At 43.6% G+C, this 11,513-nt stretch carries 14 protein-coding genes; 7 read left to right on the forward strand and 7 right to left on the reverse strand.

The window, feature by feature from the left end; translation table 11 throughout:
* A partial coding sequence (locus tag BLQ81_RS18350) for an IS3 family transposase (RefSeq protein ID WP_139183669.1) occupies positions 1-207 on the forward strand: 207 nt, incomplete at its 5' end.
* Between the two features lie 86 nt (positions 208-293).
* On the opposite strand, the gene BLQ81_RS18355 is transcribed toward BLQ81_RS18350, so the two are convergent.
* Together BLQ81_RS18355 and BLQ81_RS18360 are read right to left on the reverse strand one after the other, a co-directional pair.
* Positions 294-623 (reverse strand): DUF6717 family protein, encoded by a 330-nt coding sequence (locus BLQ81_RS18355; RefSeq protein ID WP_139183670.1) that lies wholly within the window; start codon positions 621-623, stop codon positions 294-296.
* Between the two features lie 11 nt (positions 624-634).
* Entirely contained in the window at positions 635-1,282 is a 648-nt protein-coding gene (locus BLQ81_RS18360) for a vWA domain-containing protein (RefSeq protein ID WP_139183671.1), read from the reverse strand.
* Positions 1,283-1,959: 677 nt separating this feature from the next.
* Here BLQ81_RS18360 and BLQ81_RS18365 point away from each other — a divergent pair.
* From BLQ81_RS18365 to BLQ81_RS18375, 3 genes are all read left to right on the forward strand, one after another.
* Positions 1,960-2,355 (forward strand): thermonuclease family protein, encoded by a 396-nt coding sequence (locus tag BLQ81_RS18365; RefSeq protein ID WP_245693305.1) that lies wholly within the window; start codon positions 1,960-1,962, stop codon positions 2,353-2,355.
* A 285-nt stretch (positions 2,356-2,640) separates the two neighbouring features.
* Positions 2,641-3,126 carry a DoxX family membrane protein gene (locus tag BLQ81_RS18370; protein ID WP_092733350.1) on the forward strand — a complete coding sequence of 162 codons (486 nt, stop codon included), beginning with the start codon at positions 2,641-2,643 and terminating at the stop codon, positions 3,124-3,126.
* Positions 3,127-3,139: 13 nt separating this feature from the next.
* Positions 3,140-4,759, forward strand: coding sequence for a Gfo/Idh/MocA family protein (locus BLQ81_RS18375; RefSeq protein WP_092733493.1), 1,620 nt, complete (start codon positions 3,140-3,142; stop codon positions 4,757-4,759).
* A gap of 306 nt (positions 4,760-5,065) precedes the next feature.
* Here BLQ81_RS18375 and BLQ81_RS18380 read toward each other — a convergent pair whose 3' ends face one another.
* From BLQ81_RS18380 to BLQ81_RS18390, 3 genes are all read right to left on the reverse strand, one after another.
* The gene (locus BLQ81_RS18380) at positions 5,066-5,317 is read right to left on the reverse strand and encodes a hypothetical protein (RefSeq protein ID WP_092733353.1); all 252 of its coding nucleotides are present in this window, start codon (positions 5,315-5,317) and stop codon (positions 5,066-5,068) included.
* A 309-nt stretch (positions 5,318-5,626) separates the two neighbouring features.
* Complete coding sequence (locus BLQ81_RS18385; protein WP_139183672.1) at positions 5,627-6,079, reverse strand: hypothetical protein; 453 nt, start codon at positions 6,077-6,079, stop codon at positions 5,627-5,629.
* A 176-nt stretch (positions 6,080-6,255) separates the two neighbouring features.
* The gene (locus tag BLQ81_RS18390) at positions 6,256-7,353 is read right to left on the reverse strand and encodes a Gfo/Idh/MocA family protein (protein WP_092733359.1); all 1,098 of its coding nucleotides are present in this window, start codon (positions 7,351-7,353) and stop codon (positions 6,256-6,258) included.
* Between the two features lie 132 nt (positions 7,354-7,485).
* On the opposite strand from BLQ81_RS18390, the gene BLQ81_RS18395 reads away from it, so the two are divergent.
* The gene (locus tag BLQ81_RS18395; RefSeq protein ID WP_092733362.1) at positions 7,486-7,938 is read left to right on the forward strand and encodes a GlcG/HbpS family heme-binding protein; all 453 of its coding nucleotides are present in this window, start codon (positions 7,486-7,488) and stop codon (positions 7,936-7,938) included.
* Between the two features lie 74 nt (positions 7,939-8,012).
* Here BLQ81_RS18395 and BLQ81_RS18400 read toward each other — a convergent pair whose 3' ends face one another.
* Positions 8,013-8,231: a hypothetical protein gene (locus tag BLQ81_RS18400; protein ID WP_092733365.1), complete on the reverse strand. Its 219-nt coding sequence runs from the start codon at positions 8,229-8,231 to the stop codon at positions 8,013-8,015.
* Between the two features lie 70 nt (positions 8,232-8,301).
* Between BLQ81_RS18400 and BLQ81_RS18405 the strand changes: the two genes are divergently transcribed.
* Complete coding sequence (locus BLQ81_RS18405) at positions 8,302-8,865, forward strand: transposase (protein ID WP_092733368.1); 564 nt, start codon at positions 8,302-8,304, stop codon at positions 8,863-8,865.
* Between the two features lie 135 nt (positions 8,866-9,000).
* Here the strand turns inward: BLQ81_RS18405 and fabG are convergent, their stop codons facing one another.
* A complete protein-coding gene (gene fabG, locus BLQ81_RS18410) occupies positions 9,001-9,747 on the reverse strand; it encodes a 3-oxoacyl-[acyl-carrier-protein] reductase (RefSeq protein WP_092733371.1) in 747 nt (248 codons plus the stop codon).
* Positions 9,748-10,040: 293 nt separating this feature from the next.
* On the opposite strand from fabG, the gene lpdA reads away from it, so the two are divergent.
* A complete protein-coding gene (lpdA, locus tag BLQ81_RS18415) occupies positions 10,041-11,438 on the forward strand; it encodes a dihydrolipoyl dehydrogenase (RefSeq protein WP_092733374.1) in 1,398 nt (465 codons plus the stop codon).
* Positions 11,439-11,513: the final 75 nt, after the last annotated feature.

Here is an 11,513-nt window from a genome sequence, read left to right on the forward strand (position 1 = left end):
TGTTGGGATAACGCAGTGGCAGAAAACTTCTTTAAGATCATTAAATCAGAGCTGATATACCAGCTCCCACTTCTCAACATCGGACAGACACAGATCGAGATCTTTGAGTTCATCGAAATCTGGTACAACAAAAAAAGAAAACATTCCTACCTGAATTACCTTACTCCAGAGCAGTTCGGAGAAAAAACAAAAACAAAGGCAGCTTAAAGAAAATTGAACTCGAACTAATCAGGTGGATTTTTTTTCTAAATCCACTTGATTAGTTGAGTAGCCCCGCGGCAGGCGACATAAAATCAAATCAAAAACAAGCTTAAAAATATTGTCCAGTTTTTTGTAGCAAATCCAGTTCTGTGAAATATATCAGTAAGTCCTCCACCTAATGGATCTTTTGAAAAGGTTAATGTGACCTCATTAGTAAATTGAGATGCTGCATCTAAATATTCATCAGAACCTCCGACCATTTGCAAGTTAGCTTGAGTACCTAATCCTTTTTCAAGGAATTCAGGTAAATCGATATACCATTTATCGTTTTCTTTGTAGAATCTATGGGTATGTGTTTTCACCATCTGTTTATTTATTTTGTTTTTAGATTGTGAGGTTCTAAGAACTTGTGTTATTCTCATTTTTATCGGTTTTAAAGGGGGTTTTTACCTGATTTATTTTTGAAAAACTCATCCTTTTTCACTCCTTTTGATTTCAAATCCATGAAATCGGTAATCTCCTCGCTCACAAAACTCATGGAGGCCTGGATTGAGTTTTTTTCGAAACTGAAAGAATTTTTACCATTTCGGTCCAATTCTCGAGTTGCTTCTTCCACATTCAGCCCGGCACCGAGGAAAAGAAACCTCCATTTTCCGCTTAATTCCAACTCATTGATCAGACGCTTGACTTCATGTCCATTGAAAATCCTGGATGAGTTTTCAAAGCCGTCCGTGAGAATTAACATGACCACGTCGGTATGCTCATTTTCAAGCTCAGTCCTCAATTTTGTTTTCAGAAATTGGATGCTACTTCCGATCGCATCGTAAAGGGATGTCATTCCGTCAGGGAAAATTTCTCTCCAGTCAATGGCTGCTTGAGAAATCGGCAGGATGCCTTCAGAGAATTTCAGTGCCTGATTGAATGCACAATAGGAAAAGAATAAATCCTGATCTGTGAATTCAACCTGTTTGTCTTTGAATCCCTGCAACTGGGTTTGGAAACTTTGTCTTGCCTCTTTCCAGCAGGAGTCCATACTGCCGCTTCGGTCGAGGACCAGATGATAATAAGTTTGTTTGTTCATGGCTTTGTTTGTTAAATCTTCCCAAAGGTCTGTCAAAGCCATGATGCTGCTAAATCTCTGCAAGCTTGTAGTCTACCTTTTGACAAAAAATTCTCCTGATCTGATTTCGAGTTTTTACGAACCCCTCTCAACTTGGAAAGGGAGCTTGCGCAGTGGGCAAATTGAGCATTGGGATCCGATTTGAAGGGAATCGAAGGTGATGGTATAAGCGAAGAATTGGGCTAAAGCCCCCTCGGTGATATGATCATTCCTGAAGGATCGGGCTAAAGCCGCGTCCCTATTCATTGAGGCGATCCATACATTAAAAACACCCTAAAACTAGGCTGTATTTATATCCGAAAAATTTGCAGAGAATAGAACCATTTAACACCACTAAGTCAAAAAATCACATTTTAATATGAAAACAAAGGTCTTTATTGAACCAACAGCTCTATTCTCACCATTTTCCACATTATACTGTGATTTAGGTTTGATTTGGACTATCCCCATCTTCCAAACGAGCGTAAAGTTTACCTCCGTTATCTAAACAAGGGTAAAAAATCAATAAATTTACCCTTGTTCCTTTTAAGAGTGTAAATCTTACCCCTTTCACTGACCATTTATTGAGAAGAAGTATTCTATTTTTTGTAGCCATATTTTTTATGTTTTCTGCCTTCAGCCAGCAAAGAACAGACTTTTTGAAGGTATCCAAAGTGGTGGACGGCGACACCTTTTGGGTAATCAATTCCAGGGGCAAGGAAGAGAAAATAAGGTTGATCGGAGTAAATACCCCCGAAGTCAGAAATACCGGAAGGACTCAGGTTGAATATTTTGGCAAGGAGGCTTCGGACTTTGTCAAGGCATTGCTTACAGGCAGACGAGTCCGCTTGGAATATGATGTGGGGCGATATGACCGCTACAAGCGAACCTTGGCCTATGTCTATCTGGAAGACGGTACGTTTCTGAATGCCCTTTTGGTAAAGGAGGGCTTTGCCAACGTGGCCACCTATCCGCCCAATGTGAAATATGTGGAGCTCTTTATGAAATTGGAGCGGGAAGCCCGGAATAAAAAGAAGGGGCTCTGGAAGGAATAGCTTGTCGGACAATGGAAAAGTAATCCTGTGTCGGGTCATTTGACAGTGCAAATTCGAACAGCAGCTTTGCCGGAAATCCAAGGAACAAAAAAACAAAGCCAATAAAAAACATCCCTTCGGACCTATTCCCATTACCCTTTTTAAACTGGGAAAAAACCAGCAAAACAGGATTTCTTAGCCCCTCCCTTTTCAAGACAAACCTCATTATTTAAGCTGATTATCCTCATGTATTGAGTGGATAATTGTAGGTAGTATCGTCTGATCAAACCAAAAAAAAACCACGGTATGACCCGACCTTCCCTTTTATCTCCCCCGCAGACCAGCGCCTTGGTTATTCTGCGAATCCTCATCGGATGGCATTTTCTTTACGAAGGTGTCCTCAAGCTTTATAGCCCCTCATGGACAGCCAAGGGCTACCTACTCAGTGCTACGTACATGGAGTCCTTTTTCCACTGGATGGCCAGTGATTCCATGATTTCTACCATTGACACTTTGAATATCACCGCACTACTCTTGGTAGGTGTCGGACTGATTTTGGGTTTCAAGACGCAGGTCGCAAGTCTGATCGGAATAGGTCTTTTGCTTTTGTACTACTTTGCCCATCCGCCTTTTCCCGGATATCCTCAGGGACCTGCTGAGGGGAGCTACTGGATCATCAATAAAAACCTGATCGAAGCTGCGGCCCTAGTGGTGATTTTTCTGTTCCCTACTTCCATTTCCTTTGGACTGGAACGGTTTTTCACCAAAAAGGAAATCCAAACTCAATCCTAAAAACACGGAAATCATGGCAACTGACAAAAAACTATTTGCAGCCTTTTCGAGAAGAGATTTGCTTAAAAGCCTGGCAGGAATCCCGGTCTTAGGCGCTGTATGGGCAGCTGGGATAGATACCACTAAAAGGTCGAAACTGGAAAAAGATTTCCTCCTCGAAAAATTAAACATCAAAGCCAGCCCCCCTCCTGCCTCCGGCCCTATGAGTGGCGACCCCTTACGAATCGGTCTTATCGGCTTTGGCATACGAGGCGAGCAACTGATGCGAGCACTGGGATTTGCGACCAATGAATGGGTTGAGGCCATGTCAAAGGCTTTCATGGAGGATCCCAAAGACAAGCGATTGGAAGATTTCAAAGCTCAGGAAAACCTCAATGTCAAACTCACGGCAATCTGTGATATTTTTGATGTTCGGGCCGAAAAAGCCCTAAAATCATTCAATAACGAATCCAATACCTGTAAGCGCTACGAAAGCTACCTGGACCTGATTAACAGCGGAGAGGTCGATGCAGTCATTATTGCTACCCCGGATCACTGGCATGCACCAATGGCACAGGCTGCAATTGAGGCGGGAATCCATGCCTACATTGAGAAACCGATGACTCATACGATCGGCGAGACCTATCTGCTGAGAGAGGCAGTCAGAAAAAATCCCAAAGCTATCTTGGCGGTAGGGCACCAACATCGGCAGACGCTCAGCTTCTTGACCGCTCAGGATGCCATAGCCAAAAACACCCTGGGCCACATCTCCCTCGTCGTAACCAACACCAACCGAAATGATGGCAATGGAGCCTGGCAATATGAGATCCATCCGGAGGCTTCGCCTGAAACCATTGACTGGAATGCCTTTTTGGGCAATGCCCCTTCAGTCCCATTCAATCCGGAGCATTTTTTCCGATGGAGAAAATGGTGGGCTTATGGTTCGGGATTATCCGGAGACTTGCTTACCCACGACTACGATCGAATAAATTGTGTGCTTAAAATGGGGATCCCCAAGTATGTCACGGCCTCGGGAGGAATCTATACCCACCGTGATGGCAGAAATGTACCGGATGTGATGCAGGTGAATATGGATTTTCCGGAATTCAGCACCGGTTCAAGTCAGGAAAGTGGGAAAGAAAAAGGAATGACCCTTGTCTACAGTGCTACCTTGGGAAATCAGTTTGACCGGGGTACCGTGCTGATGGGCCATGACGGCAGCATGGAACTGGGCAATATCCTGACTATCTATGCCGACCCGAGATCCACCAAGTACAAGGACATGATCGCAGAAGGACGGATCGACCCTTCGGTTCCCATCTACCAATACGACCCCACTGCCGATGGTGTCGACGCTGTGACCTCCGCTACGACCAAGTACTTCGCAAATAAAGGACTGCTATGGACCTATCGGGATGGCAAGCGTGTAGATTCTACCTTCTTACACATCCGGGAGTGGCTGAGCTGCATCCGATTGGGAGGGGAACCAAGCTGTGGAATTCAGGAAGGATTTGAGGAAGCTATCACCGCACATATGGCAGGACTTTCTTATAAAACCGGCCGAAAAATCGAATGGGATTCCGAAAGTGAGCGAATCATTTCCCTGCCGGGAGAAGACTTGGATGCTATCCTTTTGGAAAATTCCATTAGCTGAAAATGAAATGACGCATCTCAAGCTTATGCGTCATTTTTTCTTTTCTGTATATCCGCTTTCTTACCAGTAGCCATAGGAAATACGGCTAGAAGTCCGATGAGACGAGCTGTGGACTTGCTTCCCGATTGCCATCGGGAGTGGACGGTCGTCTGTCGACGATTATCCGCTTTTTTCAATTTCAATTTTTACAAACTGGTAGAATTGCGGGTAATCATAAAAATAAAATACAGATGAGTTCAATCCTTGAATCATTCCTTTTCTAAACTGACTTGATGGTTGGAAAAGGGGATTGCTGGACTGGATAGTTTACCCCACCCTTGACTCCGAGTACAAATCATAAGCCGCCACCAATAATTGCCGGGCAGGCGAGTAGCCATACTTTTCATGTTCCTCGATTTCACTCCGCCGGATTGCAAAACCCGGCAGGTACTTTTCATCCAACTCGTCCCAAAAAATCAACAAGTAGCAATAGGAAATCGGACTCGCCCTTCCTGCCTCCATCCAGGAATTAAATTGTGCTTCATCCAGGGATTTGGGATATTTGAGGCCTTCGAACATGTGAAACTAGCGCTTGATTTCTTGCAAAAGTAGGGAAACCAAATAACTATTATGAGTATCCGCAAGGATGCACGTTGGGTAAAAATTGGTCCAGTAAGTTGCGGATCCTTAACCAAGGTCTTTAGTCCATGGCCCATAGCTAAGCAAATCTGTCCTCCAATCCAAATTTCAAAGGCTATGTGCAGGTTCACAGATACACATACTAACTATTCATTCAGCTCAATTTCAACTAGATGTTGTAAAAAAAAATCCCAACCTTCTAACTGAATGTTGGGACCCTTAACTTTCTTGTTTTTAGCTCTAGCTAAATCAATACACATCCAAAATCTTGTACCGAAGTCCATTGTATTCGATGAGTTCTCCCTTTTTCTTGCCTTTCATCTCAGCATAGATGGGTGCATGGACGGACAAGCCAAATACCGACTTTTCATTTATGTCGACTGATTCGATCGAGGTACTGACGAAAAATATCCGCTGATCGGTGACGACGACGGCTCCGATTTCTATTTCTTCACAGGTCAAATCCGGATCAATATTACCCAGAGTCATCAGCTCATTTCTCAAAAAAAGTAACTCGTGTTCCATCCTTACCAACAATTCGTTTTGCTCGGATGCACCGCGGTTGCCCTGGCTTGCACTTTCATCACGCGTGGTAACTTCCGACTTGAGCCGGGCCACTTCTTTTTCAAAATCAGAAATGGTCATTTGTTGCTTGATCGTGCAGGCATGCAAAATGCTGCTTTTCGAAAGTCTGGAGTTCATAGTTTGGTCTGATTGATAATCACAATAATACCTAACGCTAATCCTTGAACATATGACGAAAGTCAGCAAAGAAAATGATTTAGCATTCTGAGATAAGGTTCTGCGGATGTTTCGTAGGATAAAGACTGCCTGCCCTGAATTGGTTTCAGGCCTTAGAGTTTATACCCGATTACACCTTAAATAGGCACCTTACCGCCGGTTTGGGCACTTTCCAAAATCGCCTCCACAATCCGGATATCACGCAAACCTTCTTCACCCGGCACGAGGTAAGGCTTGCCTGCTAGGATGGCCAAGGCATCTTGATCCATTTGATTGGCCTGCTGCCAAGGCACGTCGTACGGGAAGTTGATCGGGCCCAGCGGGCTCTTTCCCTTGTTGCCTGCATAACCTTGGAAAGGAGACATTTCGATCAGTCCTTTTTCACATTGGATATTCAGGAAGTTGATGTTTTCCGCAAAGGAAGTCTTGATCTTTCCGATTACTCCACCCGGAAACTGGAGTACTGCCTCCACAATTTCGCCCAGACCATCCTTATATACTTCAGGCCTTTCCGTCCAGACTTTGGCAGAATTAACTGCAACAGGTTCCATATTTGCCCCCAGCCTTGCACCCTGAATGGAATATACGCCCATATCATAGATTACTCCTCCACCCATTTCCCGCTTTTGCTTCCAGTGGCCAGTCCGTCCTTCCCGATACCCTGCTGCACAGTCCACGCTGAGGACTTTCCCTAAAGTTCCTTCCTTGACAATTTTCTGAAAAGCTTGAGTATTCGGTTCGTGCTGACAGCGATAACCAATGGATAATCCCACTCCATTTGCTTTGCAAGCATCAATCATAGCTTGGCATTCCTCCAAGGTTACTGCCATGGGCTTTTCACACCAAACTTGTTTTTTAGCTTTTGCGGCACGCACCACATACTCCCGATGCATGGATGGAGGAAGGACGATATAGATGACATCGATATCGGGATTGTCCTTGATGGAGTCGAAAGTGTCGTAGTTATAAATGTTCTTGTCCGGGATGTTGTACTTGGCTTTCCACGTTTCGGCTTTGGAAGGAGTTCCGGTCACGATGCCTGCCAGGTAGCAATGTTGTGTTTGCTGCAAAGCCGGAGCAAGTAAATCGGTGCTGTAATAGCCCAATCCAACGAGTGCCACGCCAAGCTTTTCTTTCCGTGAGGAAGTATTGCATGCAAAAAGGGCAGATGGGGCAATAAGTCCCAGTCCGGTGGCCAAGCCGATGGTTTTGAGTGAATCGCGTCTTGAGGTCATTTACTTCAGTTTTATTTGAAAAATCAAGTTATTGGATATTTAACTTTTATAAAACCCAAACTAGGGGTATTTTCAAATATTATTCTTCCTAATTGAAAATCCACATTGAAACTAATAACCCCCCCCCCAATTATGAAAAAGCTCCTAATTCTTGTATTCCTTACCCTTCCGATGATTGCTTTTGCGCAAACCAAACCTTATTTATCAATTGCTGATGCAGAGCGAATAACCGCAGCTGCTGAAGCAAAAGCCAAAGCAGAAGGTTGGAATGTAGTCATCGCCATTCTTGACGATGGCGGACATCTGATTTCTCTGAAGCGTATGGATGGTGTTCAAATCGGATCAATTGATGTTGCTCAGGCCAAAGCCAAATCCGCAGTCTATTTTAAGCGCTCCACCAAAATTTTTGAGGATGTCATGAAGGGCGAAGGCGGAAGCAGAATCGCCACGCTTCCCAATGCAGTGGGGGTCGAAGGTGGACTTCCGATATTTAAAGACGGCATCATCGTCGGATCGATCGGGATTTCAGGAGTGACTTCTGCACAGGATGGGATCATTGCAGAAGCCGGAGTGAAGGGGTATTGAGGAAGGACGAATTCCATTAAAAATCCGCGCTCATCTGCGACCTTTTCCGCGAAGAACTGCGGGAGGTAATAAACTTAATCTTCGGCTAAAGCCCCGTAATGACAATAATCCATTAAGGAATGGGCTTTAGCCACATTCCTATTCATAAACCTGAATTTCAATTGGATTTCACATAGGCCAATGTTGAAGTTAATCAAATCCGCGTCGATCTGCGTCTTTTTCTGCGCCAATCTGCGGGAAACAAAAAACGGCTGAATCTCTCCAGCCGCTCCCCCGACCTTTGAGGTTTTCAAAAACCTCGAAGGTCTAATCCAAAAGCAAAATTTCTTAAATTTAAAGTCAGACTTGATAACTTTTTAAAAGATGAACTCAGATAGTTTACAACCAGGAGAATTTTATCACATTTTTTCGAGAACGATTGGAAGCGAGCTCCTATTCCGTTCAGATGAAAATTATTCTTTTTTCCTTAAAAAGTATCTAGTGTACTGTGAAGAGCAATTTTTAACATTTGCCTATTGCTTGTTACCTAACCATTTTCATTTCCTTGTTCAGGTAAAGGAAAACACTACTTCCGAACAGGCCCTATCGTCAATTTCCAATTTTCTAAATTCCTATTCAAAATCATACAATAAATTGTACGAAAGACACGGCGGATTATTTCAAAGAAAATTCAAAAGAAAGAAAATTGACCACGAAAGCTACCTAACTCAGGTGGTAATTTATATTCATCAAAATCCAAGTAAACATGGAATTACGACGGAATTTAAAAAATGGAAATACTCCTCCTATCAAGCATTAATGTCCTCTAAACCAACGAAGCTTGGAAGAGAATACATTCTTGATTGGTTTGGTGGAATAGATCAATTTCAAAAAGATCATCAATCAACGACTAATCTTAGGTTACCAATAGAATTTTCATTGGAATAGAAGAACTAAAAAATCTCGAAGGTCTCTTTGAATTTAGAACCTTCGAGGTCTAGTTGAGATGTTTGAGATTTCTAAAAAACCTCGAAGGTTCATTGTTTAAAAAAACCTTCGAGTCCGCCGCGGCGGACTCAAAGGTTAAGTATACATCGCCCCATTCACGTGAAGCACCTGCCCTGAGATATAGCTACTCATATCCGACGCCAAAAAGACACAGGCATTGGCCACTTCTTCCGGCTGACCACCACGCTTCATCGGGATTCCGTCTCTCCAACCTTGCACCGTCTTTTCATCCAAAGCTCCCGTCATTTCAGTTTCTATAAATCCCGGTGCCACGGCATTACATCTGATATTTCTTGATCCTAGTTCCAAAGCCACCGACTTCGTAAATCCGATAATTCCAGCTTTCGAAGCTGCATAGTTTGCCTGACCGGCATTTCCTTTCACCCCGACTACGGAAGTCATGTTGATGATCGAACCGGCCTTTGCTTTCATCATCGTGCGGGAAGCTGCCTTCACCGTGTTAAAGCAGGATTTGAGATTCACATTCATGATTTCGTCCCAAGCTTCCTCAGTCATGCGCATCAGAAGGTTGTCGCGGGTGATGCCGGCATTGTTGACCAAAATGTCCAAGGCACCAAAGTCAGCTACCACGTCATTAATTAATTGCTCAGCAGCTTTGAAGTCAGATGCATCGGATCGATAGCCTTTCGCCTTTACTCCAAAAGCCTCCAATTCGGCTTCAAGCGCCTGTCCTTTTTCCACACTGGACAAAAAAGTGAATGCGACATTTGCACCTTCCAATGCAAATCGAATCGCAATTGATCTTCCAATTCCCTTTGAAGCTCCTGTCACCAATGCGGTTTTTCCTGCGAGTAATCCCATGAAGTGTAAAATTTTGTTTGGCCAAAAATAGAAAAAAAGCTTAGAATTCTGCTTTTCTGAAATTCACAAAATTGGTTTTAGATTGAAAACCAAGGTATTAAATCTCCAAAAATTGATTCCGCAAAATTTAAGTCGGAGGATTAATGATTTGTTAAAATTTTCCTCTAAAAAGCTTAAATAATTCAGTTTAAGCGGCTTTTGAAGGAAAAGGCATGTCGGAAATCCAATTTTTTTCTGAAGGCAAAAGGCCTATTTTTGCAGAGTTTCAATTTGTAATCAAACAAGAATAAGATATGTCTTCGACAAAATTTGACTTGATCGTGCTGGGAAGTGGACCTGGAGGCTATGTGGCCGCGATTCGCGCTTCTCAACTCGGACTGAAAACCGCCATCGTAGAAGCTGCCGAATTGGGTGGCATTTGCCTCAATTGGGGTTGTATCCCAACCAAAGCCTTGCTGAAAAGCGCGCAGGTTTTTGAATACATCAATCATGCTGCCGATTATGGTATTTCGATCAAAGGTGCTGAGGCAGATTTCTCCGGAATGGTCAAGAGAAGCCGAGGTGTAGCCGATGGCATGAGCAAGGGAGTTCAGTTTTTGATGAAGAAAAATAAAATCGAGATCATCACGGGTTGGGGTAAAATCCAGCCTGGTAAAAAGGTGGAAGTAGCAGGTGCAGATGGCAAGAAAACAGTTTATGCCGCGGATAATATTATCATCGCTACCGGTGCCCGATCCAGGGAACTACCATCAATGAAGATTGACGATAAAAAAATCATTGGCTACCGAAAAGCGATGACGCTGGAAAAACAGCCAAAAACCATGGTTGTCGTAGGTTCAGGTGCTATCGGTGCGGAGTTTGCCTATTTCTATAATTCCATTGGCACCAAAGTAACTATTGTAGAATACCTAGATCGTATCGTCCCAGTGGAAGATGTGGAAGTTTCCAAGGCTTTGGAAAAAATCTATAAGAAAGCGGGCATGACCATCATGACTTCTTCGGAAGTGACTGCGGTAGACACCAAAGGAACAGGATGCAAGGTGACGGTAAAAACTGCCAAAGGCGAAGAAACCTTGGAGTGTGATGTGGTGCTTTCTGCCGCAGGTGTAGTTTCCAACTTGGAAAATATTGGTTTGGAAGATGTCGGAATTTTGGTGGAAAAAGGCAAAATCAAAGTTGACGAATATTACAAAACCAATATGCCTGGTTACTATGCCATTGGTGATGTAGTCTCCGGGCCGGCATTGGCCCACGTTGCTTCTGCGGAAGGCATTACTTGTGTAGAGAAAATCGCAGGTCACCATCCGGAACCAATCGATTACAACAATATTCCGGGCTGTACTTATTGCTCCCCGGAAATTGCCTCCGTGGGTTACACCGAAGCAAAAGCAATCGAGGCAGGATACGAAGTGAAAATCGGCAAGTTCCCATTCTCAGCATCAGGAAAAGCTTCTGCGGCCGGTGCCAAAGATGGATTTGTGAAGTTGGTTTTTGACAAAAAATACGGAGAACTTCTCGGTGCACACATGATTGGGGCAAACGTAACAGAAATGATCGCTGAGATCGTTGCAATCCGTAAACTGGAAACTACAGGTCATGAATTGATCAAAACCATCCATCCTCACCCGACTATGTCGGAAGCAATCATGGAAGCCGCTGCAGCTGCATACGATGAGGTAATTCATCTTTAATAAAAAATAAAAGAACTCTAGGCTGAAACATTCGGCCTAGAGTTTTATTTTTAAGCGTATTCCACTTCAACCCAA

The sequence above is a fragment of the Algoriphagus alkaliphilus genome (genome assembly GCF_900103735.1).
In the GTDB taxonomy this organism is placed as follows: Bacteria; Bacteroidota; Bacteroidia; order Cytophagales; family Cyclobacteriaceae; genus Algoriphagus; species Algoriphagus alkaliphilus.